11 protein-coding genes are annotated in these 21,084 nt (G+C 60.8%); 4 read left to right on the top strand and 7 right to left on the bottom strand.

Translation table 11 applies throughout. The annotated features are described in order from the left end of the window. A partial coding sequence (locus ACTCHC_RS03410) for a TolB family protein (RefSeq protein WP_463021049.1) occupies nt 1-2,273 on the bottom strand: 2,273 nt, incomplete at its 3' end. 279 nt (nt 2,274-2,552) lie between these two features. On the opposite strand from ACTCHC_RS03410, the gene ACTCHC_RS03405 reads away from it, so the two are divergent. Together ACTCHC_RS03405 and ACTCHC_RS03400 are read left to right on the top strand one after the other, a co-directional pair. Continuing rightward, the gene (locus ACTCHC_RS03405) at nt 2,553-3,632 is read left to right on the top strand and encodes a TIGR03032 family protein (RefSeq protein ID WP_463021048.1); all 1,080 of its coding nucleotides are present in this window, start codon (nt 2,553-2,555) and stop codon (nt 3,630-3,632) included. A gap of 197 nt (nt 3,633-3,829) precedes the next feature. Further along, nucleotides 3,830-6,259 carry a glycosyltransferase family 2 protein gene (locus ACTCHC_RS03400; protein WP_463021047.1) on the top strand — a complete coding sequence of 810 codons (2,430 nt, stop codon included), beginning with the start codon at nt 3,830-3,832 and terminating at the stop codon, nt 6,257-6,259. On the opposite strand, the gene ACTCHC_RS03395 is transcribed toward ACTCHC_RS03400, so the two are convergent. Genes ACTCHC_RS03395 through ACTCHC_RS03385 form a run of 3 tightly spaced genes read right to left on the bottom strand, consistent with a single transcriptional unit; the run spans nt 6,256 to nt 9,114 of the window. Continuing rightward, a complete protein-coding gene (locus ACTCHC_RS03395) occupies nt 6,256-7,263 on the bottom strand; it encodes a glycosyltransferase family protein (RefSeq protein WP_463021046.1) in 1,008 nt (335 codons plus the stop codon). The two genes, ACTCHC_RS03400 and ACTCHC_RS03395, sit on opposite strands and share 4 nt — an antisense overlap. A gap of 12 nt (nt 7,264-7,275) precedes the next feature. Continuing rightward, nucleotides 7,276-7,932, bottom strand: coding sequence for an ABC transporter ATP-binding protein (locus ACTCHC_RS03390; RefSeq protein WP_463021045.1), 657 nt, complete (start codon nt 7,930-7,932; stop codon nt 7,276-7,278). 3 nt (nt 7,933-7,935) lie between these two features. After that, on the bottom strand, nt 7,936-9,114 hold the full coding sequence (locus ACTCHC_RS03385; RefSeq protein ID WP_463021044.1) for a hypothetical protein: 1,179 nt from the start codon (nt 9,112-9,114) through the stop codon (nt 7,936-7,938). Nucleotides 9,115-9,224: 110 nt separating this feature from the next. Here ACTCHC_RS03385 and ACTCHC_RS03380 point away from each other — a divergent pair, with 110 nt between their 5' ends. Further along, nucleotides 9,225-10,013, top strand: a complete 789-nt coding sequence (locus ACTCHC_RS03380; protein WP_463021043.1) for an ABC transporter permease — start codon at nt 9,225-9,227, stop codon at nt 10,011-10,013. Nucleotides 10,014-10,019: 6 nt separating this feature from the next. On the opposite strand, the gene ACTCHC_RS03375 is transcribed toward ACTCHC_RS03380, so the two are convergent. Further along, nucleotides 10,020-11,315, bottom strand: coding sequence for a capsule biosynthesis protein (locus ACTCHC_RS03375; RefSeq protein WP_463021042.1), 1,296 nt, complete (start codon nt 11,313-11,315; stop codon nt 10,020-10,022). Between the two features lie 158 nt (nt 11,316-11,473). Between ACTCHC_RS03375 and ACTCHC_RS03370 the strand changes: the two genes are divergently transcribed. Further along, nucleotides 11,474-12,322 (top strand): SDR family NAD(P)-dependent oxidoreductase, encoded by an 849-nt coding sequence (locus ACTCHC_RS03370; protein WP_463021041.1) that lies wholly within the window; start codon nt 11,474-11,476, stop codon nt 12,320-12,322. Here the strand turns inward: ACTCHC_RS03370 and ACTCHC_RS03365 are convergent. Together ACTCHC_RS03365 and ACTCHC_RS03360 are read right to left on the bottom strand one after the other, a co-directional pair. After that, on the bottom strand, nt 12,256-13,608 hold the full coding sequence (locus ACTCHC_RS03365; RefSeq protein ID WP_463021040.1) for an aminotransferase class I/II-fold pyridoxal phosphate-dependent enzyme: 1,353 nt from the start codon (nt 13,606-13,608) through the stop codon (nt 12,256-12,258). The genes ACTCHC_RS03370 and ACTCHC_RS03365 overlap by 67 nt on opposite strands. Continuing rightward, nucleotides 13,605-20,567 carry a type I polyketide synthase gene (locus ACTCHC_RS03360; RefSeq protein WP_463021039.1) on the bottom strand — a complete coding sequence of 2,321 codons (6,963 nt, stop codon included), beginning with the start codon at nt 20,565-20,567 and terminating at the stop codon, nt 13,605-13,607. The genes ACTCHC_RS03365 and ACTCHC_RS03360 overlap by 4 nt, the downstream gene beginning before the upstream one ends. Nucleotides 20,568-21,084: the final 517 nt, after the last annotated feature.

Below are 21,084 nucleotides of genomic sequence, written 5' to 3'. Positions count from 1 at the left end.
CCGGTCATGCCCGCGCCGGAATAGGTCACCGCCCCTTTCGCGCCCGATGCGTCATAGACCAGCCCATAGCCCGCAAACAGCGTGTTGAACTGCTGTGCGATATTGGCTGCTGTAAAGCCGTCCATGATTGCTTCGGCCGTGGCGGCATCCAGGCTTAGCCAGGAATAGGTGGCCAGCAGGGTGCTGCCGTCATAAAACTGGATATCCGTGATCGTGCCAGCGGTCGGGCCGTTGACATCGAATGTAAAACCGCTGCCCGAAATCACCGTTGTGCGGCCGGTATTGTCAACGTTCTGCAGCACATACCGGTCGGACGTCTCGGAAATGCGGGTGGTGTTGACGGTTCCGCCCAGGCCGATAAAGGCGTTCTTGACGACAGTATTGGAAAAATCACCGTATAGATCAGGGTCACTGACGCCCGTGGTGCCCTTGTATTGGTCCAAGGTGGCCAGCGCGGATGTCGAAGAATATAGCGGGTTCTTGGCGATGAATGTATCCGCCGATGTATTGGTATCCCCGGCCACCAGATTGGCCGAAAGGGAATCGAACACGATATACTGGCCATCTGCCGAAATCGTGGAATCCAGTCCGCCGTTGATACCGCCTTCGCCGCCGGGAGCGACGGAAACGCGCTGGGTTAGGCCGGTGATCCGGTCATGTACGAACACGTCCGGCCAGGCATTGGTATCATCCGCCACCAGGTTCGTGGCATAAGAGGTAAACGAAACATAGCGTCCGTCAGATGAGATCGACGCATCGTAATAGACGTTATCGTTGCCTTGTGTTCCGTCGCTGGCCACTGAAACCCGTTCGGTCAGGCCTGTCACACGGTCATGGACAAAGACATCGTTCTTTGAATTGCTATCACCCGCGACCAGATTGGCCGAGTAGCTGCTGAATGTCACATAGCGGCCCGTTGCCGATATGGTGGTTTCACCTGCCCCGTCAGTTGCCTGCGCACCGGTCGAGGATACCGACACCCGTTCGGTGACGCCGGTCTGAAGGTCGTGAACGAAGACATCGTTGCGGCCATTCGTGTCGCCCGCCACCAGGTTTGTCGCGCCCGAGGTGAAGGATATGAACCGCCCGTCGGCCGACATCGAACCATCGAACGAGCCGCCATTTGCCTCGGCCCCGCCCGTTGCCACGGAAACCCGCTGGGTCGTGCCATTCACGCGGTCATGGACAAAGATATCAAGCGTGGCGTTGGTGTCGCCCGCCACAAGGTCAGGCGCATAAGATGCAAAGGACACATAGCGGCCATCTGACGAAATCTTGGCCTCGATCGAGGCCCCCGATCCCTGGCCCGCCGCGCCGCTGATGGAAACCCGTTCGGTTATGCCGGTCTGGCGATCGTGAACGAAGATGTCAGACACGCCATTCGTGTCACCGGCGACCAGGTTGCTGGCATCTGACACAAAAGAGATATACCGCCCGTCATCGGATACCGAGGGGCGCATTGACAGATCATTCGCCTCGGCCCCGCCGGTTGCGATCGAGACGCGGTCGGTCACGCCGGTTTGGCGGTCGCGGATGAAAATATCGGAAAGCCCGTTTGTGTCACCGGCCACAAGATTGGTCGACCCCGACGAAAACACCACATAGCGCCCGTCAGACGACACGGCATCCGCATCGCCGACATAGTAGGATGTGCCAAGATCGCCCTCGGCACCCGCGCTGGAAACGGATACCCGCTCGACTTCCAGCGCGAAGCTGTCGATGAAGGCAACCGGATCGACCCAGGCCGCCGGCGCGCCGGCCGGGGTATAGCCGTCATCGCTGGTGGGCAGCGTGGCGCCCAAGGTGATCTCGAAATGCAGGAAGGCAGACCCGTCAGTGGCGCCACTGGTGCCGATGGTGCCGATCTGGTCGCCTATATTGACCTGATCGCCGATCGTCAGCGTCGATACCGTGCCAAGATGTGCATAGAGGCTGTAGACGGTGGAAACCGTCTGGCCATTCACGGTGATGGGCGCGGCCAGATCGTGACGCAACACAACGTAATTTCCGAATCCGGTGGTCGATCCCCCCTGATCGGACACCACATCCACCACCGTTCCGTTGGCAGCGCCGTAAACAGCATCCCCCGCATCGCTGTCACTGCCGGTTTCGCCAGCCCAGTTCACGCCGAGGTTATAGCTGCCGCCCTGGGACGGAACGGCGGTGTCGAATCCTTGGGCAACATAGTAACCATCACCGTCAAACAGTGGCGTCGTCAGCCCAAGCCCCACCGGGTTACGAAATTTATCGGCATAAATGGTTGCGATGGGCATGAATTCTGCTCCGGCTAAGGTTACTTGTATCCCGCGTTTCGGCAGCAAGACCCTGACTCGGGTCGTACGGGTTTGATCGGATATCTACTGCGAATGAACCGCCAGCAAAACATGGAAGCCAATATTGCCCCGAATTCGCAAATTGGGGCCTTATTTTCGTCAACAATATGATAGCTAAAGATAAATCGTTTCTAGTGCCCGCCGAATGGCAGGCGTGGTTCCATCACGAATCCGTGCAGCGCGCCGCAGGGCGCCCCGCGCACAACCGGAGTATCGGAAATGTCAGCCGAAGGCGCCCCCCGGATCATCGACATTACCGCGACGCCGGGGTTTTCGACCTGGCTTGAACAAACCGGCGGCAGCCTGGCTTTCACCTCCTATCGGTCGGGGGAATTGTTCACGCTGGGCCTGTCGCCCATGGGCGGGCTGAGCGTCAGCAATTGCGGGCTGGAACGCTGCATGGGGCTGGGCATAGGGGCAACCGGGCTTTGGGCAGCCGCGGCCTATCAACTGTGGCGATTTGAAAATATTCTGCCGCAGGGAACGCGCTACAAGGATCATGATGCAGTTTTTGTGCCGCTTACCGCACATACGACGGGCGAGATCGACATTCACGACATCGCCGAAATGCCGGATAGCACGCCGCTGTTCATCGCCACGCGGTTCAACTGTCTGGCCCGGCTGACGCCTGGCCACAGCTTTGCCGCCGCATGGGCACCGCCCTTTATCGACCGGATCATCGCGGAAGACCGATGCCATCTGAATGGGTTCGCCCTGCGTGACGGCGAACCTTTTGTCGCGACCGCGATCGGGATCAGCAATGCCAGCGGCGGCTGGCGCGATCACCGGCGCGGCGGCGGCATCGTGATCGACATTGCGTCGAACGAAATCATCGCCTCGGGGCTGTCAATGCCCCATTCACCGCGCTGGCATGATGGCAAGATCTGGCTTCACCAAAGCGGCACAGGTGAGTTTGGCCTGCTCGATCCGGCGACCGGCCAGTTTCAGGCCCTGTGCTATCTTCCCGGTTTCCTGCGCGGTATCGGTTTTGTCGGGAAATGGGCGGTGGTCGGCCTGTCGCGTCCGCGTGCCGCCAGCGGCTTTGATGATCTGCCCTTGCAGGATCGCCTGACGTCGCAAGGCCAGATGGCCGATTGCGCGGTCTATGTGATTGATCTGACCAGCGGTGCGATTGCGCATCGTGTCACGATCGGCCCCGGAGTCGATGAAATCTATGATGTCGCGATCCTGCCCGGCTTGCGGAACCCGTATCTGGTGCGAACCGTGGGCGACGATATTCGCTATCTGCTGCGCCCGCTGGATGAGCGCGCCGCGATTGCGGCGTCGAGGCAGGCCTGATTTCGGCATAACGCCGCCTGCAATAACTGCACGCTGGCGGTTTGCCGCCCGGCCCTTAGACAACACGTGACGGTTGTGGCACTTTTGGCCTGATCCCGGCAATATCCGGCTATAGAAGCTGGCATTGCCCGTGGTTCCAGCTATAGCATTGCGCAGGTGCACCGCTGGAATTGACGGAAGATTGAAGTGATCGAACCATGTCCCGCCTAGACGCCGCGCGCCGGGTTCTTTCAGATTTTCACTGGACACGCGCGCGCAGTGTTGCGCGGCGCCGGGCGCTGCGCCATCCCGAAAGCCGAAAGATTGTCGGCTATCTGGACCGGGTGCAGGTGTTCAACGGGCATATGATCATAGATGGCTGGGTGGACGCCCCGGAAATCCGCTTGATGACAGACTTCGAAACCCGTTCGGTTTTGCCCGACCTGCATCGCGCCGACGTGCCTGCCAACCGCGAGATGATCGGCTTTCATGTCTCGATGCGCGGCGCGCGCTATCTGGCCTATGATCTGCCCGACATCGGGATGCCGGCGCAACTGCGCCTGCATTCGCCATGGTATCGGGTGCAGAATTTCCTGCGGGCCTCGTTTTCGCTGATACCGGTCGCCACCGGATCGCTGCGCGACCTGAGCCGGTATTTTCTGAAAGGCGACACCCATGCCGGCGACCGGCTGGAGCGGCGGCTGCTGCCATCGGGAAGCGAGGAACGCCTGCCCTTGACCCGCCAGCCGATCTTCGGGCATCGCCCCTGTCCACCGATTCACGATCCCGTCGATATCATCGTGCCAGTCTATGACGCGCTGTCCGATCTGCAGATATGCCTGAACCGGCTGCAACAGAATACCAGCGCACCATATCGGCTGATCATTGTCGATGATGCTTCGCCTGATCCCGCGGTGGGGGCCTTTCTGCGCGACTGGTGCAAGGCGTATCCCGACACGCTGTTGCTGACCCATGACAGGAATGCCGGCTTTGTCGGTGCAATCAACCATGGTCTGGACCATTCGCGCGGGCATGTCGTGATTCTGAATTCCGATGCCTTCGTGCCCGAAGGCTGGCTTGAACGGCTGATGGCGCCCCTTGTGGCCGACAAGCAGGTGGCAAGCGTCACCCCGATGTCGAACGACGCCGAAATCTTCTGCGCCCCGGTCGAATGCACGCGAACCGATCTGCGGCCCGGCAAGGCAGACCAGATCGACCGCATCGCGCAGCGGCTTGACTGGCAGGCCGCGCAATGCAACGCGCCGACCGGCGTGGGGTTTTGCATGGCAATGAGCCGGCGCTGGCTGGACCAGGTGCCGCGTTTCGACCCGGCCTTCGGGATGGGTTATGGCGAAGAGGTGGACTGGTGCCGCAAGACCGCCGCGCTTGGCGCGCGCCATGTCGGGCTGGGCACGCTGTTTGTCGAACATCGCGGCGGGGCCTCGTTCGGGGCCGACAAGCAAAAGCGGGTTCAAAAGAACAACGGTATCATCAGCGGAAGATATCGTGGCTATCACAGGCTGGTCAGCGAATTCCGCCGCATCGACCCGATGGTCGGGGCCCGTCTGGCACTGGCCATCGCCGCGATCGACAATGGCGGCCATGTGCCGGTCTATCTGGGGCACAGGCTTGGTGGCGGGGCCGAATTCTGGCTGCTCGACAAGATCCACGAACGCCTGAAAGCCGGCGCAGGCAGCGTTGTCATCCGCGATGACGATGACATGCGCCGCTGCGTGCTTGAGGTGCATACGCCAGCGGGCGTGACCAAGGGCGCTGTTTTCATGAAAGATCTGCCAGGTTTTCTGGCGGTGCCCGAAAAGATGTCCCTGATCTATTCATGTCTGGCCGACAGCAAGAATCCGCAAAAGCTGTTGCAGGCCTGCCTGCGGGCCCTGCGCCCCGATGACCGCCTGGTGGTCCTGTTTCACGACTTTTTCCCGATCTGCCCTTCTTATAACCTGATCGGGCATGATCAAAGGTTCTGCGGGCTGCCCGCGCCAGATGCCTGTCAGAAATGCTATGGCGCGCTGCGTGGCAGCAGCCCGCATCTGCCGGGCACGATCAGCGAATGGCGCAAGGGCTGGTTGCATGCCGTCAGCCGCGCCGACGAGGTTGTCGTATTTTCGCATGACAGCCGCCAACACGTGGTGGCGGTTTGGCCCGACATCGCTGGCCGGGTTTCTGTCAAGCCGCACAAGCCACATCATCTGCCGCGCCAGGTGACCCGAAAACCCGGCGACAAGGTTGTGGTCGGGTTGTTGGGCGGGATCGGTTACCCCAAGGGAGCCGGCGTGATAAAACAACTGGCCACCCTTACGGATGACAGGTTCCAGATCGTCGTGATTGGCAAGATTGATCCGGCCTATTCCGATCCGCGGATCACGATCCATGGCAAATACATGCGCAAAGAGATTGCCTCGCTTGCCGAGAGATACGGTATCACATGCTGGTTCAACGCCTCGATCTGGCCAGAAACCTTTTCCTATGCCGTGCATGAATGCCTTGCGACCGGCATCCCCGTCTATGGCTTTGATCTGGGCGCGCAGGGCGAGGCGTTGACGGCCCATCCCAATGGGCGCGTCATCGCGCTGGAGACCGACATGCCGGCGCTGAAGGCCCTGTTTTCGGCTTCCCTTGTCGGGGCTTAACCGGACAGCAGCGCGTGCCAGGCAAGCCTTTGATGTGCGGATGTGTAGTGGCGGAATATGTAATCGCGCGCGGCCCCGGCCATCGCCGCACGCTGCGCCGGATTGTCCAGAAGGGTGACAATCATCCGGCGCCACAGGGCGGGATAGTCGGCCAGCAACAGGCAGGCCCCGCGCCCGGCTGCATCCGCCGCGACGCCCCAACGATCCGATCCGATGACTGCGGCACCGAACTGATCATATTCCAGCAACTTGTTCAGCGACCGCGCGCCGTTTAGCCCGCCCGGCATCATCGGGTAAAGCCCCAGATCAAACCACCGCCCCTTCATCCAGCCGCGATAGGCCTGCCATGACATTGGCGGTAATATCTCGATCCGGTCATGGGAACGCCAGGCCGGGGGCAGTGGCTGTTCGCCGGAAACCGTCAGAACAATATCGGGCCGATCGGCCAGCAGGGTCTGCAAGACAGGCCGCAGAAAGGCAAAATCGGCGCCGTGGCTGCGCGCGCCGAGATAGGCGATGCGCTTGACGTCAGCCTGCCCCCTATGTGGAAAAGGCGCAGCGGCAGGCCAGGACGGGTTGATCCGGGTTACTGTCTTGTCGGGATACAAGCGGCTGTAAAGGTCGCGCAGGGACGGGGCGCTGACAACGATTATATCCGCGCGCGGTTCCAGCCGCCGCGCCGCGCGGGCCTCGACCAGTGCCAGCTTGAGCCGATAGTTGACCGGCACGCCCCGGTCCGCCATGCCCGCGCGCCAGTCATCGTCGGTCAAAAAGATCAGCCGGTCAAATCGCGGCACATCTCCAAGCCCGGCGTCATGGCGCATCACGATCAGATCGCGCCCGGCCAGAAAGACTGTCGGCGCAAGACGCTGCCATGATCCGTCTTCGATAAGGTCGGCGCAGCTCCAGCCAAGATAGATATCGCCGGTCGAGGACGACGCGGAAGACAGCGCGCGTGTCAGACCGGCCAACCGGTCTTTGGGATATGGGCGGACCGCCGGCACCGGGTCGGCTACCTAGGCCGCGATCAACTGGTTATAGGCTGCCAGCCCGTCTTCCAGGTTTTCAAAATAGGTGGCATGGCCGCTGTCCAACAACAGCGCGCTTTGGCAGAAAGACCGCAGGACGCCTTCGGAATGCGACACCATGATGACGCGGGAATTGTGCAGCTTGGATTCAAAGACCGTCTTGCACTTGGCCTTGAAGGTGGCATCGCCGACGCCAATGATCTCGTCCACCAGATAGCAATCGAAACTGGCAGCCATGCTGACGCCAAAGGCAAGCCGGGCCTTCATGCCCTGGGAATAGGTGCGCACAGGCAGGTCGAAATGCCGCCCCAACTGGGCGAAATCAGCGACATAATCGACGACATCATCTGTATTCACCCCGTAAATGCGTGCAACGAAACGCGCATTCTGCCGGCCCGTCAGCGCGGGATGGAAGCCGCCGCTGAAACCCAATGGCCAGCTGACCCTTCCATGGCGCACGATTGTGCCTTTGACCGGCCGCGACGTGCCCGCGATCATGCTCATGAGGGTGGATTTTCCTGCCCCGTTGCGCCCGATGATCGCGATATTGCGATCGCGCGGCAGCGACAATGTCAGGCCGGTCAGCACGTTGACTGTCCCCCTGCTGGAGGGAAAGGACTTGGTAACGTTATGGAAATCGATCACGCCTTAACCCCGGTCACGCGCATTGTAATAGATCAGCATGAGAACCCCCCAGGCCGCCAGGGCACAGACCAAGACCAGCGCCGCCAGAATCTCGCGCTGGGGATAGATGCTGTCCTGGGCAATCGTGGGGGCAATATGCACCGCCGCATAGCGGGATTTCCGGCGCGCCTCGGCCCGTGCCTGTTCTTCGGCCGCCAGCGCGGCGGTATAGGCATTTTGCGAAAACTCCAGCGTGACCAGCAGTTCTTCATATTCGCCGATCACCGATGACAGCGCCCGCCCGCCGTCCTTGGTGCCACTGACGGCGTTGCGTTCATCCGCGATCTGCGCCTCTATCGCCTTTATGCGGCGATCGATATTCGCGATGCGCGGATCGTTTTCGCCAGAATAGCTTTTGATCGTCTCGCGCTCGACCAGCGCGGCGGCAAGATTGGATTGCAGCGCCGAAACCACATCCATCTGGCTGGTCACATCCGCTTCGGGGTTGATGATCTGGTTCTCGGTGCGAAAGGCGCTGATACGGACGCGAACGTCTTTCAACCGGTCTTCGGCCATCTTCAGATCTTCCAGCGCATAGCGCATGGCATCTTCGCGCGCGATACGGCTGAGTTCGTTGATCAGTTCAGAGCTGGCCTGAAGAATTTCCTGCGCGATGTCCTGGGCGTCCTGCGCGGCGAAGGCCCGCACTTCGACATCAATCACGCCCGACGTGCTGTCGATAGACACCTGAACCATGCGATCCCAATAATCCAGCATGCTTTCGATCGGCACATCCTGCCCCAGTGAAAACACAAAATCGGAAGGATGACGGTTGAACATCGCGCGCAGGTTCAGCCTGGCGTCGATCCGTTCGACGAGCGGCTGCGAACGGATGAAATCATAGAGGATCGCGCTGTCGGGGGTCGAAGACGATCCGACCTGGGTAAAGGCGCTGATCGCGTCCAGCGGGTTCGAAAATACCTCGGAGCGGATCGAAAACGCTGTCCGGGAATGATACTGATCTACCGCGCGCAGATAAAGATACAGCGTGCTGGCCAGCGTCGGCAGGATCACCACCAGCAGAAACAAGAATGCCGCCACACGATAGCGGAACGGGCGTGGCCGGCCGGTCTTGCGGATGGCCTTTTTCGGCTTTGCGACCCGTGCGGCTGCATCAAAATTTTGAACTGGCGTTTCATTCATGGGTATGAAATCTTCATTTTAAAGGGGCCGTGCCATGACACGGTGGCGTTTGAACAGCATCGCGCTTTTCGTATCCTTTTCATAGACCCTGATACAATGGCAGGCATTTCGTGACCAATACTATAGGCATCAAACATTTTCAGTCCCTGCGTGTGATCAGCGCCTTGATGATCCGCGAGATGACCACACGCTATGGCCGGTCCTGGGGCGGCTATCTGTGGGCGGTGCTGGAACCGGTCGGCATGATCGCGGTCTTGTCGATCGCATTTTCGCAATTCTTGCGCACGCCGCCCATCGGGCAAAGCTTTCCCTTGTTCTATGCAACCGGATTCGTGCCCTTTCATTTTTTCAACGAGATCGCGCAACAATCTGGCAATGCCGTCTCGGCCAACCGGACATTGATGCAGTTTCCCGTTGTCACCGCGCTTGATACCGTTTTTGCGCGCTTTTTCCTCAGCTTGCTGACCCTTATCGTGGTAAGCACGATGGTCTTTACCGGCATCCTGTTCCTGACCGATGAACCTGTGCGTATCCAACTGCCCTATCTGATCCTGTCACTGGCCACAGCGTCGATCGTGGGGCTGGGAATCGGCACAATGAACGCCGTTCTGTTTCCCTTCTTTCCGGTCTGGCGCAGTATCTGGAGCATTATCAGCCGCCCGCTGTTCCTGATATCGGGCATCTTCTTTACCTTTGATTCCATGCCGAAGGATATTCAGACGATCCTGTGGTGGAACCCGCTGGTGCATGTCATCGGCATCATGCGCAAGGCCTTCTATCCGACATATGAAGGTGCTTATATCTCGCTTCCTTATGCGCTTGGTATCGGGATCGGGTTGTTCGTTATCGGGGCGGCGCTGCTGGTTCGCCATCGCAGCGCAATTCTGGAAAGCTTGTAAACCGGGTCAGGACGCGTCGCGCCACTCGACTTGGGTTGTTTCCGGACGACGCCCGATACGCCGACAAATTTCGGCAATCGCGGCAGTCTGACCGGCGGGGTGAAAGAACGAGCCCTTGACCTGAATGACCGAAAGGGCGCGGATGAAGGTATCCAGAAAATCGCTGTCCACCTTGGCAGGTGCATTCCAGAACAGATCAAGACCAGCCTGATGGGTCAAGCCTTCGACATCGAAAATCGCATCGCCCATGACGCAGGTCGGAACGCCCTGGCGCAGGGCGTGCAGGCCGACTGTCGAGTTCACCAGAACCACACCGCGCGAATGGTGCAGCAACCCGGCCAGATCGCCGCCCTTGATCACGTGCACCCGGTCAGCCAGTCCGAATTCACGCGCAAGCCGGCCCACCCTGGAAAACCAACGCTCGATCCCGTTATCCAAAGGATGCAACTTTATCACCAGATGGCGATCCTTGGGGGCATGTGCCGCGAAGGATGTCATTACTTCGTGCAGGAAATCCTGCAAGCCGCCATAGGGCGACGAGGCGCGGATCTGGTAATCGGCCTGTATCTGCATGGCCACCAGATTATAGGGCGTGCCCTGGGCCCAAAGCCTGTCTTGCAGTTCTCGGGCGCGTCGCTCGCGGCGGCGATCCAGCACAAGTTCCGGAATCCAGCTTAGGTAATCGTGGATCGGCCAATAGATCTTGTCGGAATTATACAGCGGATACAGCGGACGACCCAGCGTTTGCACCATATGAAAGGTGACCTCGCAAACAGCCTCGGGTGTGAAGAAATGCGGATATTTCACTTCCATGTCGGGCGCGGGGCGGCCATAGGCCAGCGCCCGGATGGCATCGGGCGATTTCGGAAAGGTCGATGCACGCCCCATTCCTTCGGGTTCCATGGTGATCCAGTCGGGGCGCAGATATCCGAATTCGATCGCCCAAACCCTGATCCCGGCACGGCGGGCACGCTCCAGCGCGACCACGTGATAGGGAAGGCGATCAGCGTAATAAACGATATCTGTCACCTTCTCGCGCGCCAGAAGCCGATCCAGCCAATCGGCCCATTTTGCAAACCGACCACGATAGTTCAGCCCGGGACGCTGCCCCCAGAACAGCCGATCGGCCAGACAGAAATGAACCTTCAGCACCCGGTGCCCATGATTTTGCATCGCATCCGCCAGCCGTGGCCAGAACCGGGAAGGATGTCCTTGCAGAAACAGCACGGTCCGTTCGGATCCCACATCGACAGGGTCGGCCATCAGCCGCAAAACCCTTTCGATTCTTGTGGAAACCGTCATATCCGCCTGTTCCTTGTGTATTTTTATGTAACCGTGTCTTACTATGGTATTCTAGGCAATGCTGCAGTGCCGCGAAACGGGGAAGGCTGCCGAAATCACGCAAAATCGGCATATTTTTGCTGACACAGCACGCAGTTGCGGAACGGACTGAGCGACGTATGGGCATTTTTGCAACGCACAACCCCCGCGCGATCGTCGTGACTGGCGCAACCGGAGGGTTGGGCCATGCTCTGGTCAAGGCTTATGCACGGACGGGCACATCACTGCTGCTGATCGGACGCGATCCGAATCGGCTGGCCAGGATCGCCGAGATTGCCGAACAAGCGGGGGCAAATGTGCGAACCGCCAGCCCCGCCCTGACAGATACCGCTGCGCTGACCGCCGCCATTTCCGCCTTTGACGCCACACATCCGGTTGACCTGCTTATCGTAGCCGCAGGCACAAAGACCGGCAACGTGAACGGGATCGAGCCTGCGCATCACCTGGCACGCATCGTCGATGTGAACCTGACCGGCGCGATCAATACCGTTCAGGCGGCCCTGCCCGGCATGTTGCGGCGCAATCACGGACAAATCGCACTGTTCAGTTCGATGGCCGCGCTGTCTCCCCATGCCGATCTGTTAAGTTATACGGCAACCAAGGCAGGTCTGCGCGCCTATGGTATCGGCCTGCGCCGGGCGCTGCTGGATACCGGGATCGGCATCAGCATCATAACACCGGGCTTTATCGACACGCCGATGACGGACCGGCACAAGGGGGCCACACCTTTTGTGATTTCAGCGGAACGGGCTGGTGCAATCATTCAACGCGGACTGGCCCGTCGTGCCAAATTCATCACCTTTCCGGCGCGCCTGGCAGTGCTGATCTTTCTGTCAAATCGCCTGCCGGTCTGGTTGTCAGACTGGATCGACCGTGGCTATCGCGCCGAGATCGCGCCGGATCACGACGAAACCGGGTCGGACCGCACTGCCGAGCCCAATTCCATGATCGACAATCCGCGCGCCTGATCTGCCAATGCGGCTGTCGCGGCGATCACACGGTCAAGGTTTTCGACTGTGTGCCCGGCTGTCAAAAAGAACCGCAGGCGCGCGCTTTTGTCGGGAACGGCGGGCGCAATGATCGGTAAAACGTTGAAGCCCTGATCCAGCAGACGATCGGATATCCATGTGGCGCGCACTGAATCGCCGATGATCACCGGCGCAACGGCATGCCCTTCGGACAGGCCGCAGTCCAGCCCGGCGGCCTGCGACTGCCCCCTGAAGTGCCGCGCCAAGGATCGCAGCCGGTCAGTATAGGCCACGCTGTCGTTCAAAATGCCAAGGGCTGCGCGGGCGGCAAAGGCATTGGGCGCCGACAGCCCGACCGAATAGACAAAACCCGGTGCCTTATAGCGCAGCAATTCTATCAGCGCCGATGATCCGGCAATGTATCCGCCACACGAACACAGGGTCTTGGACAGCGTGCCCATCAGAATTTCGATCTGTGCCGGATCGATACCGGACTGTTCGCAAATGCCATGCCCCGTCGCGCCCAGAACGCCCAGAGAATGTGCTTCGTCGACCATCAACCAGGCGTCATGGCGGGCCTTCAGATCGACGAATTTCTGCAAATCCGGCGTATCGCCATCCATCGAGTACAGGCCTTCGATGGCAATCAGAACGTTGCGATACTGATGGCGCGTCGTGGCCAGTTTTTGATCGACCCAGGCCCAGTCATTATGCGGGAACGACAATCTTTCCGCCCCCGATGACAGGATGCCTTCATAGATCGAATTATGGGCCAGCGCGTCGACCAGCACCAGATCACCCGGCCCCATGACGGTTTTAATCGCGGCGACATTGGTCGCATAGCCCGATACAAGAACAATGGCGGCCTGAGTTCCCAGAAAGCGCGCGATTTCATGCTCGAGCTCTGTATGAAACCGCCTGTCGCCACCGACAAGCCGCGATGCTGTGGCCGAAACGCCCCAGTTGGCCACGCCATCGGCGACAGCCGCCGCCACTGCCCCCGACTGGTTCAAACCCAGATAATCGTATGAGGCAAAATTTTCGACCCAATTGCCGTTGATGCGAACCTGCGTGCAACGCGCCGCATCCACAGGGCGAAAGAATGGCGAGCGCAGGCCGATGGTTTCACCGGCGGCTTTTGCAAACCTTACTTCGGCCATCGCTGGCAGGGTGTTGAAATCAAACGCACGCACCGACCGTGTCAATGTGGCCGCTTCGGCAGGCGCGGCGCTGGCGGCCCGTTGGGCGCGCAACGACCCCATCAGTTTTCTGGATGACTCTTTCACGCCGCCGATACCTTGCGCCGCACCTCTTGGCGGAAGTCGGCCGATATATCGGGACTGGTCAGATGCCTGTCTTCCATTGTCGTACCGATATCCTGCTGTGTGCCTGACACAATATCGGTGACACAGCTGAAAGCCAGTTTTGACAGGCTCAGCCCGTCTGCGATGGATGACATCGGCAGATCGACACCCAGATATTCCTCGGCTGACAGTTTCAGGTTCACGGCCATCAGGCTGTCAAATCCCAGTTCAAGCAAGGGGCGTTCGGGGTCGATTTCCGATGGGGCGATGCGCAGGATTGCCGCCGTTTCCGCCACCAGCAAATCGCGCACGAATTCGCGGGCTTTCGTTTCGCCGCGTTCGGCCACGAGTTTGCGGATATCGACCGCCGTGCCGGGCCGGGCCGTTTGCCCGTGATCGTCAACGCATTCGAACAGCGGGCCTGCAATCACCGCAAAATTCGACCGCTGGCGACCCCAGTTCATCGGAGCGATGGTAATGGTTGCACGATCGGGATCGCAGGCCAGAACCTGCCCCAAACTATCCAGCGCGGCCTTTGCGGTCAGCAATGTGCCGAACTGGCGCTCCAGCGTCTGGCGGGTCTCGTCATGCCGGGTCAACAGGCCGACATCGGCAATGGGGCCCCAGGCGATGGTCAATCCCGGCAGGCCCCGGGCGCGCCGGTTACAGGCGATTTCCTCAAGCCCCATATTCGCCGCCACATATGACGATTGCCCCATCGACCCAAAGCGGGCTGCGACCGATCCGAACATCCAGAAATGATCCAGATCGAAGCCGGTGGACAGATCATCCAGAATGATCGCACCTTCCAGCTTGGGTGCGATCACCCGGCGCAGCCGAGCCTGCGACAGGTTAGCGAAATTGTCATCCTCCAGAACCATGGCGGCGTGAACGATACCTGAAAGCCCCTGACCGGCCGCCGCGATCTGATCCATCAGTTCGCCCATTGCAGCGCGATCGGTGACATCGACGGCGCGCACCTCGACCCGGATGCCCGATGCCACAAGGGCGGCCTGATCTTCGGGTGCCATAACCCCGGACCGGCTGATCAGCCACAGGGTATCTGCCCCCTGCCCGGCCAGCCATTTGGCCGTTTCCAGGCTGAATCCGCTTGTGCCTCCTGTGACCAGCCAGGCACCCCGTATCGGGCGCGGTTGGACTTGTGACATGGCCCGCACAGCGGGCGGTGTGACCAGAACCTTGCCGATATGACCCGAACGCTGCAACAGCCGGAACGCATCACCGACCATCGCACCCGGAAATATCCGAACCGGCGGCACTTCAAAGTGGCGGTTGGCAAAGCCCGTCACTACCCGGCGCATGACCCGATCTGCCGCAGCGGGGCGGTGGTGCAGCAACTGGTCCACATCCACACCGAAATAGGCAATATTGTTGCGCAACGGGCGCATCGACAGCGCCGAATTCATATAGAAATCTTTCTTGCCCAACTCGATGAACCGCCCGAACGGCGCAAGACAAGCCAGCGTCTTTTCCATCGCCTCGCCGGCAAGCGAATTCAGCACGACATCGACGCCGCGCCCGCCGGTCAACTGCATCACCTGATCGGCAAAGGCCAGTGTCCGGTTGTTCAGAACGTGATCGGCGCCGATTGCCCGCAACAGGCGTCGCTTTTGCGGCGAGCCCGACGTGGCAATGATCCTTGCGCCAATAGCCTTTGCGATCTGGATCGCAGCCAGACCAACGCCGCCGGCGCCGCCGTGGATCAGCACAGTCTCGCCCGGTGCAAGCTGGGCCAGTTCGACCAGAGAATAATCAGCGGTGAAGAAGGTCACCGGTATGGATGCGGCCTGGATCAGGTCGATATCGCCGGGCAGCGCCATCACGCTGGCCGAAGACACCGTCACATGGCTGGCAAAGGCGGCCGGGGCGAAGGCAAGCACGCGGTCGCCCGGCGCAAAGCGCGCCTGCGGCCCGGCGCGGGTCACGGTTCCGGAACATTCCATGCCCAGCGTTGCGCCCGCAAAACCGTTTTCCAGTGCCTCGGGTGGCAAAAGACCCTGCGCCCACATCACATCGCGGAAATTGAGACCTGTGGCCGCAACCTCGATCTCGACCTGATCGGACAGGGGATCTTGCCGCGCGGCGCTGCGCCACTCAAGCCGCTCGAACGAACCGCGCCGGTCCTGTGTCAGAACCATGCGACCCGCTCCCGCAGCCCAGGCCGCAAGGCGAACCGGCTTGACCCGCGTCGACTGCGCGTCTTCGCCGTTCAGCATCAGTTCCTGTTCCGCGCTGGTCGCGATCAGGTCGGCCACCGTTCTGGGGGATGTGCCCGGGGCAACGCACAGGGTGCGAATATCGCGGCCGGTTTCGTTGACAACCGCCCGGCGCCAGCCTTTCAGGCTTGCGCCTCCATCAAGGCCTTCCTGTATGATCCAGCAAGGGGCGCTGCGGGCAGCGTCATCGCGGAACGCCTCGGACTGGCGCATTGCGATCTCATCCAGCCCGCCTGTTGCGGTGAAGACCCGCACCTGCAAAGGCTGGCCTTGTTCAGCGGAAAGCGCGCGCAAACCATCGGCCAGCGCACCTTGCCCCGATACATCGAACCGTGCCGCGGCGGGCGCCGGAACAGTGGTTCTTGTGGCGGATATAAACCTGACGCCACCCGCGCCGACCCATGCCGATTCCTGCGGAATGCAGCCCTGTGCCGCTAGCAGGGTCTGGAAACGCTCCAGCGCGTCCAGGCGATCCTGCCGCCGGGCCAGCAGCGCCAGATAATCCGGGACTGGTTCGACCGACAGCAGCGCCCCGCCCTTGCGCAGCAATTCACCCGCAGCGGCCTGATGGGCCGGGGCAAGGCGCGTGGTCATGTCAATTCCGATGACCAGATCGAAACCGCCGTCACTTTGTGCCTGTTCGATGGTGCCGATCCGCACCCCCAGATCATCAGGCAAGGTTACCGACAGTGCCTGAACCCGATCCTGATCTGCCCCGGCGACCATTACATGGCCGGCATCGCGGGCCAGTCGTTCCACGATGGCGGTATCGACCTGTCCCAGCGTCAGAACCCGCAAACCGGCCAGATCGGTTTTGCGCAAAACCGCCAGCGCCGCCTGGGACAACACATTGCGGGCGGGTGGTTGCACAGGCGGCGCATCGACGGGGATCTCCAGCGCATCCAGAATGTCGAACAGATCATCCTGCGCACCCGGCGCCACCTGAACCAGTAACGACAGCAGCGTATCCATATCAGGCCAGGGACAGTCACCATTGCCGGGTTTCTCGACCCCCAGCGCGGCCAGAATGCCCAGCGCGGTTTCATTGCCAGCATCGTCCTGCAGGGCTGAGGCGGTCACGCGATCCCAGGCCAGACGACCCGCCAGCGCCTCGCGCAAGACGGTCAGATCGTCTGGTTCGGCCCCGTCTTCGGCGGACTGGGCGGCAAGGGCATGACGCAGGTCACACAGGGCGGCGGTGGCGACAGGAACGGGCTGTTCGTCCCACAGGGCCGCCGGGCCATCGGATGTGAAAGCCGCCGGTCGCAGGCGCAGTTCATCAATAGTAGCGACCACCGCGCCGGTCGCGTCGACATAGGCCACATCGGCGCAGATACCATCGAGGCTGGCCCGCACGAGTGCCACGCGCGCACCGTGGATGGGACCGGCACCGAATAGTCGCACGCGGCCCATACGGGCGGGGACATAGGTGAACCCCGAACCCGAACCGTGTTCATCAAGTATCAGGATCAACGCATGCAACCCTGCATCGGCGCGCATGGGGTTCAAGTGGAACCCGTCATCCGCGTCACAATCCGCCAATATCGCGTCAACCCGCTGCCCGTGTCGCGACGCGGCGGCGACCAGCGCGAAGTGCGGGCCATAGTCAAGCGTGACATTGGCCATTGCCTGATACACGACGCTGCCCGATTCCGCGGCACAAAGACCGATTGCGGCGGGTGTATCATCCGTGGGCGTGGAGGACAGCGCATATGCCGCCAATGCCCAATGCCCACGTTCATTCGTTTCCAGACTAAGGCGACGGGTTGCCGGCTCATATCGCACGCGAACCGAAACGGCAGTGCTGTCATCCAGAAAGATCGGGCGCAGGATTTCCATATCCTGCAATTCCACCCTTGTATCGCCGGACAATTGAGTTGCGGCGGCGATCAGCATTTCAAGCATTGCGGTGGCGGGAAAGATGATCCGTCCGCCCGCGCGGTGATCGGCCAACCAGGGCAAACGGGCCAGCGACAATGTCGCCGTCCATACCGGCGTATCCAGCGACAGACGGCCACCCAGCAAGACGTGCTGCGCCGTTCGGCCAAACAGGTCGATCCCGCCATCAGGTTTCAGTTCGTATCTGGTTTTGTCGAACGGATAGGCCGGCAATCTTTCGCGGAACGGACGCGGCGCCCCCATCAGAATATCCTGTTGCATCTGCGCGCCCCCGGCCAGGGCCGCAAGCGCAACGGTGCGCGCATCGCGTGTTTCATGCGGACCAGTTTCCAGGCTGCCGATAACCGTGGCCGACAGGCCCACATCCTCGATATTGTCGCGGATATTGGCCTGCAGGATCGAACGCGGCGATATCTCGACGAACATACTGATGCCGTCACGTGCCATGGCCTGGACCGCAGCCCGGAACTGCACCGTATCGCGCGCATTGCGCCACCAGTAATCGGCATCCAGTTGCTCGCCCTCGACACGAGTTGCCAGACAGCCCGAATACAGGCTGATCGGCGAGGCATGGCCGGATATCTGCGACAGGTCGGCATACATCTCGTCTCGCAGCGGATCTACCATTCTGGAATGATAGGGGTGCCCTATGGAAAGCATCTTTCCGGCGATGCGCGCCTTGCGCGCGGCGGCGACTAGTGCGCGGATATCTGCATCGGCCCCTGATACGGTCACATTCGCGGAGGTATTGTCGGCCGCTATATCGACTTGCACCCCCAGGTCAGCGATCAGCGCCTCGATGCGCGGCCGACCCGCTGCCAGCGCCGCCATGGTGCCGCTGCCTGCCAGGCGGGACAATGTGCGCGACCGGCGGTGGATGATAAGGACGCCCGTTTCAAGGGTGATCTTGCCGGCGGCATATGCGGCGGCGACCTCGCCCACCGAATGACCCAGCGTCGCCTGCGGCTTCAATCCGAAAGCGGCCAGCGCATCAACCAGCGCCACCTGAATTGCGAACAGCAGGGGCTGGGCGATCACGGCTTGCGACAGCAATTCTTCCAGCCCGTCCTGCATCAGATGATCCGACACATTGATGCCGCCCTGCGCCACGAACAGCGCACTGATGCGGTCAAGGCCGTCGCGGAAGACGGGGTCGGTCGCATAGAGGTGCCGGCCCATCCCTTCCCATTGCGCGCCATTGCCTGAAAAAACAAAGCCGACCGCGGCGGTTTCACTGCCGGATGTGCCCTCTGCGATGCCGCAAGCCTTGTTGCCGGTCAGCCATTGCGACAGGTTTTCACGCAGTGTTTCCGCCGAACCCGCCGCCAGGCAAAGCCTGTGGCGGCGTACGGGCAACCGGGTATTGGCCGCCAGAACCTGCGCGGACAATGCCGCGTTTTCATGTTGCGCCAGGTCGCGCCATTCCTGCGCCAGGGCGCACAACGCCGTGGGGCTGGCGGCGGTAATGCGCAGGGCCTGCGGCAGTTCCGGGGATGTCTGGCACGCAACCTGCACATGGCCGGGCTGCCGGATGACCGCATGTGCATTGGCGCCGCCAAAGCCAAAGGAATTGACCGCCGCATACCATGGCCGGTCGCGGGCCGGAATAACCGACTGAACCCGCGCCAGCCGGATATTCAACGCCTCGAAATCAATATTCGGGTTCAGCGCCTTTGCATGCAACGAGGCCGGAATAACCCCGTGTTCCAGCACCATCTGCGCCTTCAGCAACCCCACCAGCCCGGATGCGGGCTCCAGATGGCCGAAATTGGTTTTGGCCGAGCCGATCATCAAGGGCGTCGATCGCTTCTGGCCATAGGCGCGCCCGATCGCCAGGGCCTCCAGCGGGTCGCCGACTTCGGTTCCGGTTCCGTGCGCCTCAAGATAGGCCAGATCGTCGGGGGCGATATCGAAATCGGCGATGATGCTCTCGATCAGTTCGGCCTGACGTTCACTTGAGGGCAGCACCACGCCGGCTGTGCGCCCATCGGTATTGACCCCGGTTGCCACCAGTTCAGAACGGATATGATCGCCCTGCGCAATCGCCAGATCGCTCCGCCGCAGGATGAAGACCACCGCGCCCTCGGATCGGACATAACCATTGCCATCCTTGGCAAAGGCCTTGCACAACCCATCTGGCGACAACATGCCGGCCCGCGAAAAACCGATGAACGGCAAGGGCGACAACAAGAGATTGACCCCCGCGACCACAGCCGTGTCGATCTCGCCCGACGCGATGGCCCGCCGCGCCAGATCCAGCGCCACGAGCGAGGACGAACAGGCGGTATCAACCGTGAAACTGGGGCCGTGCAGATCCCAGGTATATGAAATGCGATTGGCCAGAATCGACAGCGTGTTGCCCAACATGTAGTGGGCTTCGACCAGCGTGGAGTCCTGCAGCGCCGTCGTCGAATGGTCGGCCGCAGAGGCGCCGACATAGACGCCGGTGCGTTCCTTTCCCAGTTTCGCCGGGTCGATACCCGCGTGATCGAAGGCCTGGGCGACGACCTCTAGCAGGATGCGCTGTTGGGGGTCCATTTGCAGGGCTTCGCGCGGGCTGATGCCGAAATAGCCCGCGTCGAAAACGAACGGATCCTCCAGCGTTCCCGCGCGGTTGACATAGGTCGTGCCGGCGCGGTCGCGGTTGGTGTCGTGAAACCGCACCTCTGACCATCGGCCCTGTGGCATTGTGTCAACGGTGCAGCTTCCCCGACGCAGCACCGACCAGGCCGCATCGCTGTTGGCCGCACCCGGCAAACGGGCGGCATAACCAATAATCGCCAAACTGTTCGAAGATAGCTTCAATAATCCTGCTCCGAAGGCCGCGACATGTGCCCGTCATATCTACGGATCAGTATGCTGCTTTGCGGCATTTTCACAAGCTGCTTCGCGCGCAAAGACCGCGCAGACCCATCGGCATCGCACAACAAGACGCGTGAAAGCGGGGGGATGTGAAAATACATATTCACGGATCGAAGCCAGCCAGGCATCGAATACCTCTTACAAAGATCAATCACTTACGCACCTTAGCGTTGAGGCCCCAGTAAAGTATTATCACATTGCGAAAACGCACAAAGGGTTGACTAAATATTAGGCATCATTTCGCGCATCACGATACTTCACCGGCGGTTAGTCGCGCCAGAATCTGCGATCTGTCAAGAAGCCACAACGACATGAATCTTTTGCAAGAGCCTGCATAATATACAAAAAACGGCCCGCGCCGCCGCAATTTAGGGCTTGGTTCGCAAGTTGTCATATGACTATCGCATTTTGGGTGCAGCTATCGACAAGAGGCACGCACCTGTGCCAAGAAATAGCGCGA

This window comes from Actibacterium sp., assembly GCF_055134745.1.
Note: the sequence above shows the minus strand (reverse complement) of the source record. Positions and strands in the feature narration are given on the sequence as shown.